Genomic DNA, 16,798 nt, shown 5'->3' with positions numbered 1-16,798 from the left:
ACCAAAGAGCCTCTTTTCAATCATGGAAAGGGGCTCTTTCCTTACTTATAAGGAAGCATCACGGGTTTTCGTTATAGCTTCGTGCGTTTGTTGCACTGCTTTTCCTTGGCACATCTTATGAAGAAACTGCTTTTCTCCCTTTCATTGTTGGTCGGCTCAGTTAGTGCGGTACAAGCACAAAGCGACGTTTCACTTGGCTTAAAGGTGGGTGGAACCCTCTCGTCGTACGCAGGTAAACAGGCCACAAACGATAAAAGCCTTGTCGGTTTTCATGGCGGTGGTTTCGCCAACATCGGATTAACAGATCTTTTCGCATTTCAGCCGGAAATAATCTATTCACAGAAAGGCGCGAAATCATCCTCCTCCGATCTGACGACCCGACTAAGCTATTTGGACGTTCCCTTAGCCTTTCACGTCAATGCCGATGGACTGTTCTTTGAAGCAGGCCCGCAAGTTGGGTTCCTGCTAGCGGCTCAAAATAAAACTGGCAACACAAGTACGGATGTAAAGTCTCTTTTAAATACCGTTGACTTCGGCTATTTATTTGGGTTAGGCTACCAACGGAAAAGCGGCTTAGGCATTGGGCTGCGTTACAATGGTGGATTCACCAACATTCCGAAAGCAGTTACTACTGGCAGCGTGACAGTACAAGACAATATTCGCAACAGTGCCTTCCAGCTTTACCTGACGTACTCGTTCTACTAGCGTAAGTGTCTGTTTAATGCGTTAAAGACCTGCCGCCTTCAATACAAAAGACCAGTCTATATTTAGATATAGACTGGTCTTTTGTATTGAAGGCGGCAGCTTTACTTCTTCATAGCTGCCGCGTAGTTGTGGTAGAAATGCGGAATAGTCTCGATGCCTTTTAGGAAGTTGAATACGCCGTAGTGCTCGTTTGGAGAGTGAATTGCATCGGAATCGAGCCCGAAACCGAGTAGCACCGTGTCGAGGCCTAGCTCGGTTTTGAACATGGCCACGATAGGAATAGAACCGCCGCCACGCGTCGGGATGGGGCGCTTGCCGAAGGTGGTTTCCATGGCATCGGCGGCCGCTTGGTAGGCTATAGAGTCGGTTGGCGTCACTACGGGTTCACCGCCGTGGTGCGGTTTTACCACTACTGTTACGCCACTTGGAGCTATGCTTTCGAAATGCTGCTGAAATAGGGCCGTGATTTCGTCGGAGGTTTGATGGGGCACCAAGCGCATCGAAATCTTAGCGTAGGCCTTCGATGCAATAACGGTTTTGGCTCCCTCACCGGTGTAACCACCCCAAATACCGTTCACATCGAGCGTAGGCCGGATGCTGGTGCGCTCCATGGTGGTATACCCTTTCTCGCCGTAGATATCCTTCAAGCCAATACTTTGCTTGAACTCTTCGTCGGAGTGCGGGGCTTTGGCCATTTCAGCACGCTCCTCGGAACTGAGTTCGGCTACGTTGTCGTAGAAGCCGGGGATGGTGATGTGGTTGTTCTCGTCGTGCAGGCTGGCAATCATCTTGCAGAGCACGTTGATGGGATTGGGCACCGCCCCGCCGTAGAGGCCGGAGTGCAGGTCGCGGTTGGGGCCGGTTACTTCCACTTCGTGGTAGCTCAAGCCACGCAACCCTACTTCGATGCTCGGCGTGTCGTTGGCCAGGATGCCGGTGTCCGAAATCAGGATAACATCAGCGGCTAGCTTCTCTTTGTTGGCTTTCACGAAGATGCCGAGGTTATTGGACCCAACTTCTTCTTCGCCTTCAAACATCACCTTCACGTTGCAGGGCACACCACCGTCTTCCTGCATCATCACTTCGAACGCCTTGACGTGCATGTATACCTGCCCTTTGTCGTCGCAAGCGCCACGGGCGTAGATGTTGCCATCCTTAATAACAGGCTCGAACGGCGGCGAATCCCACAGCTCGTAGGGGTCGGCGGGCTGCACGTCGTAGTGGCCATATACGAGTATGGTAGGCAGACTAGGGTCGATGATTTTTTCGGCGTACACGATGGGGTTGCCGGCAGTTTCGCACAGCTCCACGTTTTCTAGGCCCACTTCCCGCAGGCGGTCAGCCAAATAATCAGCGGCTTTGCGCACATCGGCCTGAAACTTAGGATCGGCAGAAACGGAGGGAATACGGAGCCAGTCAATTAGCTCGGTCAGGAAACGTTCTTGGTTGCTTGCTAGGTAAGAAGCCATGCGGGCAATTGGATTAGTTGGGAATGCGGGGTAAAAGTAGCCAACGAAACGGTAGGCTCTTACTGGTTTGTAGTGGTAAACGGCTACTAACTCTTAGTAATTGGAGGAAGGTATTCATGGACAATATCCCACGCTCTTTCTAGGCTAATGCCCTCACGTTGCGCTATTGCGAAGGGTTCATCTGTGGGTTCAAGCTCTATCGACGGGCGCATAGTACTGCCTTGAAAATGCGCCTTTGTTTTCAGCAAGTACGTGTCACCGAAAGCTGGAACACGGGAACATAACCAGCCAAAGTAAGGCCCTATTTCAGCGGTGTCGGGGTTTTCTAAATAGGTGTAAAAGTGTTCTTTCTTCTGACTTATCCACACACCGAGCCCAAAGCTTTGTTCATGTTGATGCACGGGTATTTCCAGTACACCCCGGATGAAGTAATGTTCTTCATCAATAATACAGGTGTCCGAAGTGAGTTGAACCCTGGCCTCTCGCTCTGCCTCAGGGATATCAAAGTAGGGCTCTGGTTTAGCGAAGCCTATATCAGGTAAAGAATCATGCGTTTCCCCGCAGCAGGCACAAAAGAAGCTAGTCATTTCTCAGATAAAGCGCTACTTCCGTTTCCAAGGCAGCGGCACCCGGCTTTCGGTACCGACGCGGAGGCGGCCAATGTTGGCTCGGTGCGTGTAGATCAGTAGCGCCGCCAGGATAAACCCGAACCACAGCAGCAACGGATTCTGAGGACGGAACGGAGGCAGCAGCTGCAACAAGGCAAACGTGACGCCCGCTGTCATCGATGACAAGGACACGTACTGCGAAACTGCCAGTACCGCCAGAAACACTAGGATGCAGACGCCAACCGTGGCCGGCGCAATAGCCAGCATCATACCGAGTACCGTGGCTACTCCCTTCCCCCCTCGAAAGCCTGCGAAGATTGGGTAGATATGCCCCACAATGGCCAGCACACCACACGCCAATTGGAAGTATAGCAGTTGATCCGACTGAATGGCCCCCTGCCGCAGCATAACGGTAGCCAAAGAAGTAGCAGCCCAACCTTTGAGCACATCGACGGCCATAACAAAAGAACCCGGCTTTTTGCCCAGCACCCGAAACGTGTTGGTAGCACCCGCGTTGCCAGAGCCATGTTCCCGAATATCGAGGCCGAAAAAACGCTGACCTACCCACAAAGCAGTTGGGATTGAGCCGAGCAAATAAGCCCCAAACAGGAGGCCGAGGATGATGGGAATGTTCATTTGCAGTTGGTGGGGTTGGTAGTTCTACGGGCTCGGTTAGGCGCTCTGCTGCTATTCAGGAGAAAATACGGCAGAGCTGCGCGAAACTCGCGAAAAACCAGCATACAAAAAGCCCCAACTAGTAGTTGGGGCTTTTCAAGGTGGCATCCGTAGCCGGAGCTAGTATACTTCTTACGAATCACCGAAGGGGTCGTCGGCGTCTTTCTTCTTTTTCTTTTTCTTGCCAGCGTCCTTGTCTACGGGAGCATCAGCATCTGGGTCAGGGGCTGGTTCGGCAGCATCCGCTTTTTTGTCTTTTTTCTTCTTGCTGGTTTCTTCTACCGGAGCCGCTTTGTCAGCAACAGGCTCAGTGGCAGCGGCTTCCTCTTTTTTCTTCTTTTTGCTGGTGTCAGCGGCCGGAGCCGCGTCGCCACTGCCGAAAGGATCAGCAGCAGCGGCCTCCTCTTTTTTGTTTTTCTTTTTCTTGGCGTCAACCGGGGCTTCGTCAATCGGCATACCATCGGCATCGAAAGTAGGCTCGTTGCCTTTCTTCTTTTTCTTTTTGCTGGTATCCTCTTCGACTTCGCCTACTTCCTGTGGCGCGGAAGAAACAACGACTTTTTTCTTTTTCGGGTCTTCTTTCAGGTAGTCTTTGCGGAAGTGCGTCAGGAACTGCTGCACCTCTTGGTCGTCGCCCAGATAGAAGCCGTATTGGGTGGCCGTGTTGTAGTCGCCCTTGGCTTTGTAACCGATGATTTCGTCGAACGAACCGTGTTGCGCCTTCGCCAGCAAAGCCGATCCTGAGTACTTGAGGTAGTACCACGTTTGAGGCTCAGCTTCTAAATAAAGCTCTACCAAGTCAGCCCCGGCTTCCTTGCGAATCTCGATGTGGCCATCAATCAAGGCATTGATATCCTTCTTGCCCACGCTCACCAACCCGATTTTACCCACCGAATACCAGGCGTTCAGCTTGTCGTTCCAGCGCAGATCTACTTTGTTAAGCACCACAGTGTGCAGGAACTTAGGCGATATTTTCTGCAAAGGCTCGTACTTACCGCGCCGCTCGGCGTAGCTCTGTACTGCCTTGCTGCCTACAAACTCGCCGAGCTTGTACAGTTCTTCCTGCGAGCCATTAAGCGCTTCCGGCGCGCCTTTGGTGTTGGTGGCCATGTCGATACCCATGGCTTCCACAGCTTTTTCGGGCAGGTTGATGTCGAAGGCCATGAAGGCATCCAGTGCATACTTGTTGCTATCCGGCTTGGCCGTTCCGACGCCCGACGCCGTGATGCCGTAGTCTTTGTTGGAATTGATAAGATTGAACTTACCCCGGAACTTCATAGCGGCCGTGGAATCGTTGAAGGTCAGCACAGAGCCTTCGTAGATATTGGGGTCGGAGAGGTCGTGGTTGGCAATTGTGAAGACCCGTTTCTTCTGATCGAAGGTGAGATAGCCATTCGTGGTGAACAAGTTCATATCGGTGGCGGTAGGCTTACCAGCCACGAACAGCGGATACACTTTGCTGCTTTGATCCGACATGAATAGTCCAGTCAGCATGGGCAGCCCTTCTTCCGTTTTAGGCTCTAGCAGTTTAATGCGTACCCCTTTGGGGTCAATGGTATCTTGCACCGCAAACCACTCTGCCGAGCTGGGCTTATTGCTAAACTCCAGCCGCGCCTGACCATCGAAGGTGAAGCCGCGCTTCTTGGAATTCATATTGATGCCGCCCCGATAGGCAATTCGAGGCGCCAGATGAAACTTGTCGGCGGCCTGAATATTGGCTACTGCCAAGGTAGCCGGCGCCACTGGTTCATCAGTTTGCCTCTTCTTGAGCAGGCTCTTGCCACCTTTCGCCACCTTGCCCGCCAACAATCCGGTACCCGTCGAGTCAACCTGGAAGTTGGCGAACTTGATGGCAAACGAATCGGCAGCAGCATTTTTGTAGCTATGGAGGGCATTGCCGGTGAAAGCATTGCGCGACACCACTTGCACATCCCCTTTGTAGAGCTGATGGAACTTGGTCAAGGTGTCCATCACGATGTTCGCATTCTTGAAACCGCGCATCTGAGCGTTAGCCAAGATGTATACTTTGCTGGAATCAGGCTCAATCCAGGCGTCAGCAGATGCAATACGGGGTACGCCACCAGCCACCAAGCGGTAGCGCGACAAGTCGTATTCGCCGGTAGCAGCCCGGAATTTCAAGCCGTTCTGCTCGGGCTTCGTGGAATAGAAGTACGAGCGGGTGGAGTCGGCACCAGGCGCCACTTTCAGCTGCACGTTCTTTTTCTTGAAGTCCCACTTACCACCCGAAAGTGTGGTCTTATAGTCGGAATACGGCAGGTCGATGCTGGACTTGTTGTCGCCTTCTTCGCGGGAGAAGACAGCGTTGGCGCCCTTTACATCAAAGGCAAACGCCACGTTGTTCGCCGTCAGAGCAGGCTTGTTCACTTCTGCCGACTTGATGCTCAACGTTGACTTATTGCCGGTATAGCTGGTAGGCTTAAACACAATCTTGGGCGAGCGAATAAACGACTGCGGCCCGTCCATGCGGCCGTCGCCGTAGAGGCCACCCGGCGTAAGCGTGGCAGTGCCTTTAAAGCCGTACTGGTCGCCATACATCTTCATGGGCTGACCGTTGGGTTGGCTGGTCAGGTACATAGAATCCGACTTCACCGCCCACTTCATTTGGTAACCAAGGGGCAGGTTTACTTTCGCAAACTCCACCCCGTTGAGCGGCCCTGGCTGTATTACCCCCGACTTACCCACCGTCACCACCGAGTCTCGGTAGAAAACGAACTGGTCACTTTGCAGAGTACTGGTTAGGTATTTTATGTCACCTATGCCCTGGATACCCTGGTTGCTCATCCGCACTTTGTTGAAGAGCCGGGCCTTGCCACCATACACGGGCACGCCTTCCTTCGGCAGATCGTAGTTAAAGCCCAGCGAACCGTCTTCCTGCAACGTCAGCTTGGTTTTGATGTCAGGCAAGATCCCACCCGACACGAATGTTCCTTTAAAGCCTACTGCCGAGCGGTTTTTGTTGTTGAGCGAGTCGAGTTTGAACGGCGGAATGTCAAAGTAAACAGTCGTGTCGTATGCGCCGCCTAACACTTCAGGCTTGTCGAAGAACACATATGCCCCGGTGCTAGCGTCGAACGACGGATAAGCCCCGAGCTTCTTGCGGCCCGACTTGTTGTTGGGGTGGTTGATGTAGAGCTTACCGGCCGATTCTTTTTTCTTGTTGGTCAAGGTGAAGTCGGTTTCCTTACGCGCCTTCATCACCGAACCCTTCGAGTTCCTGCCCTTAACGATGATAGAGTCAATCTTCGCAAGGTCGATGAAGAAGCCGTCGTAGTCGAACTTAAACTCCTTACCCTTGAATACGAAGGCTGAGGCCACTACCGTACCATTGAAAAGGATGCCCCGGTTTTTCTGAATGTGAATGATGCTGGAATCCGGCTTCACGAACACCGTCACCGAATCATCGGAGAAGTTGAAGCGGTCCACGCCCCGCACCAGCAGGTCGTTGGTAGTGAGGTTCAGCGTGGCGTTTTTGCCGGCCGGCGACAAGCTCTTGATAGCAATGTGGTCGTAGTCTTTCTTGCCTCTCGACGAATTGACGTAGTGCAGCGCCTTCGGGCGCAGCGTTATTTGCTGCGTCTGCGGATTCCAATCGACGTAGCCGTCGCGGGCTAGGCCCGCCACTGCCGAGCGGACGTTGGCTGGCTGCAGCTTACGGAAGGTGGCCACTTCTTGCACCGTGAAGCGCCGCACATTGTTGTTCTCTAAGCTGTAGCCCACTATCATTTGCAGGGGGTGCAGCTTATTGATGGCCTTGATTTGCTGGTAGCGGGTGTTGGTATAAAACTCCTTGCTTTCGAAGCTAGCCGTCACCTGGTTTTTGGCGGTGAGAATAGCAAATTCGATGTTGGGCGTGGTAATCGGCCACGTCAGCAGCTCCGACGTGATTTCCATCTGGTGGTAAGAGTCAAAGTAGGGCGTGGATTTGTAGAGGCCGTTTTCACGAGCCAACTGCAACACTTGGCTTTTCTTGGAAAACTTAAGCTTCACGCCAGGGTGCGTGAGTGAGTCTACTTTGTCTTCGAAGATGGTTACCGCCGCACGCTCAGCCGTAATAACCGAGTCGCCGAGCACATAGGCCCGACTGGATGCCCGGAACTTAGGTTTGCCATCTAAGTCAACGAAAATGCGCGACAACGAGCCATCGAGTGAAGCCGACAACGCACGCCCTCCCGATAGAGAGAAGCCTCCGTAGTACCGAATATTGTTGCCGATGTTTTTGACGCGGGCATCGTTGGTGAGTGAGATAAAGCGTGGATAACCCGTGTCGGTAGAGCCTGGCTTTTTCTTTATGCTTTTATAGGATAACGCGCCTTTTATGGGTGTCTCTAGCACGGCCGGATAGGTTAGGCTAACTGGCTCAGCCTTGAACTCGGCGTGGGTAATGTCGAAATCGTAGCTGTTGAGGTCGGCAGTAGCGGGATTGTTGTTCACCTGCCAAACGTATTGCCCACCGTAACCCACAAACTGATTGGTAAGAGGCACCACAGCGCCGCTCGTTTTGCGGATAGTAACGGAGTCGCCATTAGCCGAGATAATCAAGTCGGCATCTTTCAGCACCAGTACCGGCCCGCGCGTAGGCGGCGCCATGTAGTTATCGAAGTAGGGAGCCGGCGTAAAAACTGGTTCTGGTGCGGCGGCAGGCTTGGCGGCAGTGCCGGCTTTAGGAGTAGGGGTAGGCGTCTTCTTGGCGGGCGTGCTCCAACCATCGTTGCTGTCGCCCCAGCCGCTGCTGCCACCGCTGCTCCACAGGTCGGCGGTGTCCCAGCCGTCGCTGCTCCTTTTCTTGGGAGCGGCTTTGGGTTTGGCGGCTGGCTTGGCCCCAGGTTTGGCAGGTGCAGGCTCCGGCGTGGGGGCCGGCGCTGCTACGGGCGCTGGTGCGGGCGCCATGCTTGGCATGTCCTGTTCGTTGTAGGCAAACGAGAAAGAGCCCGTACCTACTCGCAGCTTGTTGTAGCGGGAACTGTACAGGATCTTGGTTTGCAGAAATTGCGTAGTGGAAGCAATGAACTTGGCGGCTTCTGGCCCCGGAATATTAACTACCGTTTTGGTTAGCACATCCAACAGCCCGTCCATCTGCTGATCGGACATGTTTTGCACCGTGGCTCCGGCAATCAAGCCATTAAACATTGTCTCGAAGTGTGGCTTGGGCTTGTAACCCAAAGCCAGCATTTGCTGCGACAATGCCACAATCTTACCTTGCTGAGTGGCAGTTAGCTTATTGCTGGCCCAAAGCTGTTGCAGCCGGACTCCCGAACCGATGGCCGCAGCGTTTTTGGTGGTGGCCATCATTAGCTGCACGTCCTGTATAAATTGAGCAGGATCGGCTGAAAATTTACCGGAAAATTTAGGCACCGCCGAAGCGGCCGCGGCAGCCGGAGTGGCTGGCTGCGTTTTGGATGGTTGCGGCTTATTTTGCTGGGCCAGGACCGGGGCACTCACCCCTAACAGCACCAAGCAAAGCCATCTGAGAATAGCTTGCTTCATAGAAAATTCCGTCGGAACCTGATTAGTCGTCTACAATTTCGGTAATAGTCGCCATACTATTTGGGTTGGGTTGCAGGCAACGATGATTTTTGTGGTTTTGCACTATTCCAACCGCCTACCATCCTACAAAACTGCTGAGTCCGATGCAATTGGGCATCAAAAACAGCTGTAGACCGCCAACAAGGGGCATCTGAAAAAAGCTCAGCAAGAGTTACATTATTTCTCTGCTACTTGTCGGTTGTCGTCTTACTTCACGGTATCTTTCCAAACGTCATCCGCGTACCTTGTAGTGTACCTTCTTTCCTAACTGCTATGCATAACGCTGCTTCCCGGCTTTCCGCCCTTGCCCCGAACGCGCTGCTGCGCGTAGTACAAAACCTACGTGACGACATTACCCAACGCTTAGGAAAGTCGTCAGCTACCGTGGCCGAGTGGCGCGACCTGCTGCTGCTCGTTGATCCGGTGGTGCAAGAGCGGCCCGAATGCGGCACAGTTATCGTGCGCCGGGGCCGTGCCGCTCTCGACCGTCTGGCTAGCCACTACTTGGTTCCTCCCCAGAATGTCCTTCCCAAACTTGATAATCGGTCGTTGGTTCATGAGAACCCCATTGACTATGGCCTTTCTGATGAAGAATGGCTGGCACTTTGCCTTTAATAGGAAGCTAGCAAACCGGTGCTAGAAGTTAAAAGTGTGGAGCAATCAATCCGTACAGCTCCTAGCTCCGGTCTGCTGATTCCTCACTTATAAAACACCGCCGACACCCAATCATTCTGCGTGCGGTGGCTTTCGTAGCGTAGGCCGTGCTTTTCAGCAGCTTCGCGAATAAGGGGCAGATCTTCTTCGTAGAAACCCGAGAATAAAATTGGACTGTTGGGCTTTAGGTACTGCCCATACGCGCCCATATCCTCTAGAAGTACATTGCGGTTGATGTTGGCCAGAATAATATCGAAGGGCTCCTCCCCTTCCAACGCCGTGATGTCGCCGAGACGAGCTTCTACCTTGTCCTGCACGTTATTTTCCTGGGCGTTATCGGCGGCGTTTTCGGCAGTCCAGGGCTCTACGTCCACGGCCAGCACGTAGCTGGCGCCTAAGTGAACAGCCATGATGGCCAGAATCCCCGTGCCACAGCCCATATCCAACACCCGCTTGTTTTGGTGGTCGATGTCGAGCTGGTTGGTAATCATAAGTGCTGTGGTGTCGTGGTGGCCGGTACCGAAAGACATGCGCGGCATAATCACGATTTCGTAGGCTAGGTCGGGGCGAGCTTCGTGGAAAGGCGCCCGTACCGACACTTTATCGGCAATAACCAAGGGCTTGAAGTTTTTTTCCCACTCGGCATTCCAGTTCTGACGCGTAATCACGCGGTGTTCATAGCCTAATTCCCCTTGCCCCTCATAGCGGCTCATGATTTCGGCCACGGCATCGGCCGTAAACTGGTCTTCGTCAATGTAGGCACAGAAGCCTTCGTCGTTGTCCTCGAAGGTATTATAGCCTACTTCGGCTAATTCTGCTACCAATATGTCGGCCAGTTCGCGCGGGGCCACTACACGCACTTCTACAAAATCCATAAGTCAAGAACAGAGGAGAAACTGAATAAAACCGGCTGGGCCGGGCGACAAAGTTCGTGGAAAAACCCCGTCGAACGGATAGTGCTACTGTAGCTCATGCAAAAGCCCTTTCCCTCACTAGTCGGGAAAGGGCTTTTGCACGAATTCAACAACAGGCTACTGCTTGCGGCAGCCGGCAAAGGAACGCACTTTGGTGTAGTGCACACTGAAATCAGCTAGCTCGCGCTTGTTGGATACAAACAGCACGTAATCGGCAAAGTCGCGGGCTTCGGTGAAATACCATAGGCCCGCTTTATCGGCGAAAAGCTTGTTGTCTTCTGCAAATACCAGTACATCAGCAAAAGCCTCATCCGGCTCCTCGTATACCACTCCGAAGCAGGCACTGCGCCGCCGCGGGTCGCGCTCTAAGTACACTGTACCGTAGATACGACACGGCTCGATGGAGCCCACGGGCGCCGCAGTTACGAAAGGCACGCGAGGTGCTGGTGTTGCAAACGGATTTAGAGCCAACAGGCCAGATACGAGGAATTCAGCAAGCATAGTAGCAAGGAAGAGATATACTGTCTGACAATTATCTGGCCGAAAATAGTCTAACCTAAACACGAAATACCCGCTGCTACGCATGTGCATAACAGCGGGTATTTCACACTCTGGTTAGAAGGACTTAATAATTTCAGTGAAGTCGCGTGACTTTAGAGAAGCGCCGCCAATTAGGCCGCCATCTACGTCGGGCTGGCTGAACAACTCGCGGGCATTCTGCGCATTGGCCGAGCCACCGTAGAGGATGGTAGTGTTCAAAGCTGCTTCGGCATCATAGGCGCGGGCTATCTGCTCGCGAATGAAAGCGTGTACTTCCTGCGCTTGGGCGCTCGTAGCGGTTTTGCCCGTCCCGATGGCCCAAATGGGTTCGTAGGCAATGACCACTTGATCGAACTCCTCGTTGGAAAGATGGAACAGTCCGTCTTTCAACTGCTTGCTGATGAAGTTGAAGGTGTCATCGGCTTCGCGGGTTTCCAGCGACTCGCCTACGCAAAAGATGGGCTTCAGCCCGGCAGCCAAGGCGGCTTTCAGCTTCTGGCTCAGGAGTTCGTCGTCTTCGCGGAAATACTGTCGCCGCTCGGAGTGGCCGAGAATCACGTACTCGCACCCTACCGACTGTAGCATTTTAGCCGATACTTCGCCGGTGTAGGCGCCGCTTTCTTTTTCACTGCAGTTTTGCGCGCCTAAGTGGAAGCGGCTGCTGGCAGGCAGTTGCTTGCCAATAGCAAACAGGAATGGAAATGGCGGGCAGATTACCACTTCGACCCCGTTGGGGCCGGTAACTTCGTCTTGCACCATATTGGTGATTTCCGATACCAGGGCAAGACCGTCCTGATAGGTGGTATTCATTTTCCAGTTGCCGGCAACAATATTCTTACGCATGGAGGGCGAATTGAGGTGAAAGAAGATTGACGCAAGTTAGCGGGTCTGCCCAACCTAACCGGTGTTTTTCAAACCAACGGCATTAAACCTCTACCATGCGTCGTCCCCAGCTCGAAGCCAGCACTAAGCCGCCCAAGGCCACAATGCCCGCCCCTATCAGAGCGGCCCAGCTGAGTTCAGGATACGTATGGCGTTGTGCTACCCATATGGCAATCAGGGCCCAGGCTACCACCAGTGGAAACGCTACTTCCTTGAACTCGCGGCTAATGAGTAGCCCAAGCCCAACCACTATTGTTAGTAGCACCAGTCCCAGTAGCATAGCTAGGTTTAAATCGGGCTCCCAGCCTAGCTGCCGCAGTCCGATGATGCTGTTAATAGTAAAGGCCACCGAAATCCAGCCCAAGTACAAGGCAAACGGCACACTAACCCAACGGGGAGCAATATCGGCTAGCACCAGCCGCCGTGCCCGACCATAGGCCATAACAAGCGCACCGAGGATAATCATCATGGCCAGCCAGCAGGGCAAAATTCGCTCGTAGGCAAACAACACCACCCATAGCGCGGTAACGATGCTAGCCAGCGTAAGTGGTTGTGCTACGGCGTCGGGCAAGGGGTTGGAACGCTGAGCAGGCAGCAATTGCCAAACCACGTACACCGTTAAGGACAGGAAAATCAGCCCCCAAATAGAGAAAGCATAGCCGGCAGGGGTTAGCAGAGTAGGATACTTGCCCGAAACTGTACCCATACTTTGCCCATTGAATGGGAAGGCGTTGGAATAGTAGTTGAGGCCAATATTGCCAAGCACAGCAAGGGCCGCCAACCACCGCCACAAACGGTTCGGCGCAAACTCATCTATGGCGTAGGGAGAAGTAAAAGTAGACGACATACGATGCAAGGTTGTTAAATAGCAATGCGCTTCTCAACGCATAATCTATATAATACAAGTTCTTCTTTCAAAGTTACATAGGCGTCTGCATTCAACTTCTTATTTAAATTTCATCTAAATATTATTTATAAATGTTCTAAATAGTCGGATTTACTCCCGAGTTTTGCAGTCGATAACCTACTGCAACACGCATGAAATCTTTTACCTCACGTACAACAAGTCAGCAGCTAGCTTTTCTGCTTGTCTTGTTACTTTCCACTCTTTCGTTAGCGGCCCATGCACAAAGAGGAGTTGTGCAAGGCCATATCACCACCGTTGGAGGACTACCTATAGTGGGAGTTTCCATTGGCCTCAAAGGCACAAGCAAAGGCGCCAATACCGACAACAGTGGCAATTACCGCATAACTGGCTTGCAGCCGGGCACTTATACGCTTGGTGTGCGCCTCGTAGGTTACACGACGCAGGAGCGGCCCGTGCAGGTAGTAGCGGGCCAAACGAGCACGCAAGACTTTCAGCTCACCGAGAATACCGAGCAGCTAAATGAGGTAGTAGTTGAGGGGGATGCCATCAACAAGTTTGCGCGCAAGGAGTCGGAGTACGTATCGAAAATGCCGTTGAAAAACCTGGAGAATCCGCAGGTGTATGCCACGGTGGGCAAGGAACTGCTGAAGGAGCAGTTGGTTTTCACCGTGGATGATGCTATTCGCAATGCGCCGGGTGTGCAACGCATGTGGGAAGCCACAGGCCGCGCCGGCGACGGGGGCAGCTTCTACAACAGCCGCGGCTTCGTGGTATCGAGCCAACTACGCAACGGCATTGCCGGCAACGTTACCAGCGACATTGATGCCGTGAACCTGGAAAGGCTAGAGGTAATTAAAGGCCCATCGGCTACGCTCTACGGCAGCTCGCTCACGTCGTACGGCGGCTTGCTCAACCGCGTGACCAAACGCCCCACCGATTCGTTTGGGGGCGAGGTGAGCGTAGCGGGCGGCAGCTACGGCTTCCACCGCATCAGCGCCGACGTGAACCTAGTAGACCCTACGGCTGCTAACAACAAGCCCAAGGCACTTGCTTTCCGTCTAAACACGGCTTACAACTACGAAGACAACTTCCAGAATGAAGGCTTCGGCAAGAACTTGGCCGTGGCTCCCAGCTTGACGTTCCGCCCCACCGACCGCCTGACTATCAACCTGGATGCCGAGCTATACCAGAGCCGCAACGTTGGTAAGCAGTTGATTTTCTTTTATTATCCCGCAGCCCAGCTAGGCTTCGACCGGGCCGATGAAGCCCCTATTGACTACCGCAACTCCTACATGGGCAACGGGCTCACGCAGAAGTCGCGTAGCGCGAACTTCTTTGGACAGGTGAACTATCAGATTGCGCCGGGCTTCACGTCTTCCACCAACCTGACTTCCAGCCACAGCTACTCCAACGGCTTCGGCCCGTACTTCTACTTCTTACCCGATGTGGCCCTCGATTCCACGGCTGGCCCTGGTACGCGCAACCTAGCGCGCGCCGATCAGTCGACCAACAACAGCAGCAATCAAGTATTTGAAGCGCAGCAGCTGTTCAACGGTGACTTCAAAGTAGGCAACCTGCGCAACCGCGTGGTGCTGGGCCTGGACTTTCTGCGCGTTGACTCCGACATCCAATTTTTCGGGGGTGCCGGCGACGTAGTGCCGCTTAATGTGCCAGGTTACAACTACGGCAGCCGATTCAACGGCGACTCTCTAACGGCGTTCTACAACAGCCAAGCCACCAAGTCGACCTACCCCGTCACTACCAAGTCGAACACCTACAGCGCCTTTGTCTCCGATGTGCTCAACCTAACCGAAAAGCTCAGCGTGCTGGCGGCCCTGCGCTTCGACCATTACGACAACAAAGGTGGTATTCTGTATGTGCCCGTGAAGGCTTACTCGCAAACTACCCTTTCGCCGAAGTTTGGCGTGGTGTTTCAGCCGGTGCTAGACCAGGTGTCGCTGTTTGCTAACTACCAGAACAGTTTTATCAACCGCGGTGCCTACTTGGGAGTTGACCAGGTTCCGTCTGATGCGGCCCGTATTGCCAAGCCCGAACAAGCCAACCAAGTGGAAGGTGGGGTGAAGCTGGATGCAGCCAACGGCAAAATCAGCGCTACCGTGAGCTACTACGACATTCGGGTGAAGAACATCCTGCGCGCCACTCCTACCCTGACCAATCCGCAAGCCCAGACGCAGAACGGCACCCAACTGAGCAAGGGTGTAGAGCTAAGCATGATTGCCAATCCGCTGCCGGGCTTCAACGTAGTGGCTGGCTTTAGCTACAACGATTCCAAGCTCACGCGCACCAGCGAAGACGTAAACGGTCGGCGTCCGGGCACGGCTTCGTCGCCTTACCTGGCCAACTTGTGGCTGAGCTACCGGTTGTCGGAAGGTACGCTGCAAGGCTTAGGGTTGGGCGCGGGCGGCAACTACGCCAGCGACAACAAGATTGTGAATACAACGGCCAGCGTTTTTACCCTGCCCTCCTACACGGTGCTCAACGCTAGCATCTTCTATGACCAGCCTAAGTTCCGCGTGTCGGCTAAGCTAGACAACCTCACCAACGAGCATTACTGGATTGGCTATACCACGATGAGCCCGCAAAAGCTGCGCAGCTTCGTAGGAAGCGTAGCCTACAAGTTCTAAGCGGCCACAAGCCCGTTGACCAACCAAGCGTCAGGAGTTGCTAGCACTACGGTACGCCGCTCCTGACGCTTGCACGGTTTTATCACCTTCCACGTTCTTCTCTTATGACCTTCAAGAAAGCCGTCGGTAAAGTGCACCTCTGGCTCGGACTAGCGTCCGGGCTTGTGGTGTTTATTGTGAGCATCACGGGAGCCATTTTCACCTTCCAGGATGATATCCGAGACCTGACGGAGCCGTGGCGTAAGGTGGACGTGCAGCAGGCAGCGCCGGTACTGCCTTCGCAGCTAAAAGCAGCCGCGCTGGCGTATCATCCGGGTGCTAGTATGAACGATGCGTGGGTCACCTATTTCGCTCCCGACCGTTCGGCGACTGTGTTTTTCATTGATAAAGCCGGCCTGCCCATTCAGATCTATTTGAACCCCTACACGGGCCAGGTACTAAAGGAGCAAAACCTACGCACGCATTTCTTCACCATCATTCAGGAGATACACATGCACTTGCTGCTGCCCGAAGCAGTGGCTAAATGGGTGGTGGGCATCAGCATTTCCATTTTCGTGGTAATGCTGCTCACGGGCTTGGTGCTATGGTGGCCGAAGCGCAAGCAGGAACGCAAGCAACGCTTCACCATCAAGTGGGGAGCCCGCTGGCGCCGCGTCAACTACGATTTGCACAACGTATTGGGCTTCTACGCGGCCAGCATTGGGCTGGTGCTGGCCCTCTCTGGCCTGTTCATGATTTTCCCCTGGATGCTGGAGACAATTAGGTTTGCGGTGGATGGTGGCAAGGCGGCTCCCCCGGAGATAATGACCACCAAGCTTGACACCTTGCAAACTGTTACGCCCGCCCGCCAGCCGCTATCCGACATCGTGTATCGTAACGTACGCCGCCTTTCGCCCACCAACGAAATGATACTCATTGGGCCAACTGGCACGGGCAAAACTCCCGCGTATTGCTGGACCTACCAAAAGGCACTCCATTACTACTACCGCGACGAATACGCTTTTCACCCCATTTCCGGCCAGCTACTGGAGTCCCGTTTTCACGCTACCAAAAGCGCCGGCACCAAGTTCTCCGACATGAATTACGACCTTCACACCGGGCAGATCCTGGGATTTGGGGGTAAGATTGTCGCCTTTCTAGGTAGCCTGATTTCCGCTAGTTTACCCGTTACGGGCACGATTATCTGGTGGGGCCGCCGCAATAAAGCAAAACGCGCCAAACAGCCCGCAGCGCAGGTAGTAACAGCATAACGTTTACCGTCCAGTAAAAAGCAAATGGCCTGACAACGTTTATG

General features: G+C 53.6%; 12 protein-coding genes. 4 read left to right on the top strand and 8 right to left on the bottom strand.

The annotated features are described in order from the left end of the window. Positions 1-117: 117 nt before the first annotated feature. Positions 118-705 (top strand): porin family protein, encoded by a 588-nt coding sequence (locus P1X16_RS24810; RefSeq protein ID WP_277234849.1) that lies wholly within the window; start codon positions 118-120, stop codon positions 703-705. A 101-nt stretch (positions 706-806) separates the two neighbouring features. On the opposite strand, the gene P1X16_RS24805 is transcribed toward P1X16_RS24810, so the two are convergent. From P1X16_RS24805 to P1X16_RS24790, 4 genes are all read right to left on the bottom strand, one after another. Beyond that, positions 807-2,174, bottom strand: a complete 1,368-nt coding sequence (locus P1X16_RS24805; protein WP_277234846.1) for a dipeptidase — start codon at positions 2,172-2,174, stop codon at positions 807-809. A gap of 86 nt (positions 2,175-2,260) precedes the next feature. Then, a complete protein-coding gene (locus P1X16_RS24800; RefSeq protein ID WP_277234844.1) occupies positions 2,261-2,761 on the bottom strand; it encodes a DUF2199 domain-containing protein in 501 nt (166 codons plus the stop codon). A 15-nt stretch (positions 2,762-2,776) separates the two neighbouring features. Continuing rightward, entirely contained in the window at positions 2,777-3,418 is a 642-nt protein-coding gene (plsY, locus tag P1X16_RS24795) for a glycerol-3-phosphate 1-O-acyltransferase PlsY (protein WP_277234842.1), read from the bottom strand. Positions 3,419-3,589: 171 nt separating this feature from the next. Then, the gene (locus P1X16_RS24790; protein ID WP_277234840.1) at positions 3,590-8,962 is read right to left on the bottom strand and encodes a hypothetical protein; all 5,373 of its coding nucleotides are present in this window, start codon (positions 8,960-8,962) and stop codon (positions 3,590-3,592) included. A gap of 312 nt (positions 8,963-9,274) precedes the next feature. On the opposite strand from P1X16_RS24790, the gene P1X16_RS24785 reads away from it, so the two are divergent. Then, the gene (locus P1X16_RS24785) at positions 9,275-9,616 is read left to right on the top strand and encodes a hypothetical protein (RefSeq protein ID WP_277234838.1); all 342 of its coding nucleotides are present in this window, start codon (positions 9,275-9,277) and stop codon (positions 9,614-9,616) included. Positions 9,617-9,699: 83 nt separating this feature from the next. Here P1X16_RS24785 and prmA read toward each other — a convergent pair whose 3' ends face one another. The 4 genes from prmA to P1X16_RS24765 form a co-directional block, all read right to left on the bottom strand. Then, positions 9,700-10,530: a 50S ribosomal protein L11 methyltransferase gene (gene prmA / locus P1X16_RS24780; protein ID WP_277234836.1), complete on the bottom strand. Its 831-nt coding sequence runs from the start codon at positions 10,528-10,530 to the stop codon at positions 9,700-9,702. A gap of 156 nt (positions 10,531-10,686) precedes the next feature. After that, a complete protein-coding gene (locus tag P1X16_RS24775) occupies positions 10,687-11,070 on the bottom strand; it encodes a DUF6150 family protein (RefSeq protein ID WP_277234834.1) in 384 nt (127 codons plus the stop codon). Between the two features lie 114 nt (positions 11,071-11,184). Next, entirely contained in the window at positions 11,185-11,952 is a 768-nt protein-coding gene (gene tpiA, locus P1X16_RS24770; protein ID WP_277234833.1) for a triose-phosphate isomerase, read from the bottom strand. Between the two features lie 82 nt (positions 11,953-12,034). Then, positions 12,035-12,838: a hypothetical protein gene (locus tag P1X16_RS24765; protein WP_277234831.1), complete on the bottom strand. Its 804-nt coding sequence runs from the start codon at positions 12,836-12,838 to the stop codon at positions 12,035-12,037. A 191-nt stretch (positions 12,839-13,029) separates the two neighbouring features. Between P1X16_RS24765 and P1X16_RS24760 the strand changes: the two genes are divergently transcribed. Further along, positions 13,030-15,504: a TonB-dependent receptor gene (locus P1X16_RS24760; RefSeq protein ID WP_277234829.1), complete on the top strand. Its 2,475-nt coding sequence runs from the start codon at positions 13,030-13,032 to the stop codon at positions 15,502-15,504. 104 nt (positions 15,505-15,608) lie between these two features. Then, complete coding sequence (locus P1X16_RS24755) at positions 15,609-16,754, top strand: PepSY-associated TM helix domain-containing protein (RefSeq protein ID WP_277234827.1); 1,146 nt, start codon at positions 15,609-15,611, stop codon at positions 16,752-16,754. The last annotated feature ends 44 nt before the right edge of the window (positions 16,755-16,798 follow it).

The sequence above is a fragment of the Hymenobacter sp. YC55 genome (assembly GCF_029433095.1).
In the GTDB taxonomy this organism is placed as follows: Bacteria; Bacteroidota; Bacteroidia; order Cytophagales; family Hymenobacteraceae; genus Hymenobacter.
This window is presented reverse-complemented; position numbering and strand designations above follow the sequence as displayed.

What these genes read in the sequence shown, in the direction of transcription:
- P1X16_RS24810 (WP_277234849.1), top strand. Translation starts at nt 118, where the DNA reads ATGAAGAAACTGCTTTTCTCCCTTTCATTGTTGGTCGGCTCAGTTAGT.
- P1X16_RS24790 (WP_277234840.1), bottom strand. Translation starts at nt 8,962, where the DNA reads ATGAAGCAAGCTATTCTCAGATGGCTTTGCTTGGTGCTGTTAGGGGTG.
- P1X16_RS24785 (WP_277234838.1), top strand. Translation starts at nt 9,275, where the DNA reads ATGCATAACGCTGCTTCCCGGCTTTCCGCCCTTGCCCCGAACGCGCTG.
- P1X16_RS24755 (WP_277234827.1), top strand. Translation starts at nt 15,609, where the DNA reads ATGACCTTCAAGAAAGCCGTCGGTAAAGTGCACCTCTGGCTCGGACTA.
- P1X16_RS24765 (WP_277234831.1), bottom strand. Translation starts at nt 12,838, where the DNA reads ATGTCGTCTACTTTTACTTCTCCCTACGCCATAGATGAGTTTGCGCCG.
- plsY (WP_277234842.1), bottom strand. Translation starts at nt 3,418, where the DNA reads ATGAACATTCCCATCATCCTCGGCCTCCTGTTTGGGGCTTATTTGCTC.
- P1X16_RS24800 (WP_277234844.1), bottom strand. Translation starts at nt 2,761, where the DNA reads ATGACTAGCTTCTTTTGTGCCTGCTGCGGGGAAACGCATGATTCTTTA.
- P1X16_RS24775 (WP_277234834.1), bottom strand. Translation starts at nt 11,070, where the DNA reads ATGCTTGCTGAATTCCTCGTATCTGGCCTGTTGGCTCTAAATCCGTTT.
- P1X16_RS24805 (WP_277234846.1), bottom strand. Translation starts at nt 2,174, where the DNA reads ATGGCTTCTTACCTAGCAAGCAACCAAGAACGTTTCCTGACCGAGCTA.
- tpiA (WP_277234833.1), bottom strand. Translation starts at nt 11,952, where the DNA reads ATGCGTAAGAATATTGTTGCCGGCAACTGGAAAATGAATACCACCTAT.
- P1X16_RS24760 (WP_277234829.1), top strand. Translation starts at nt 13,030, where the DNA reads ATGAAATCTTTTACCTCACGTACAACAAGTCAGCAGCTAGCTTTTCTG.
- prmA (WP_277234836.1), bottom strand. Translation starts at nt 10,530, where the DNA reads ATGGATTTTGTAGAAGTGCGTGTAGTGGCCCCGCGCGAACTGGCCGAC.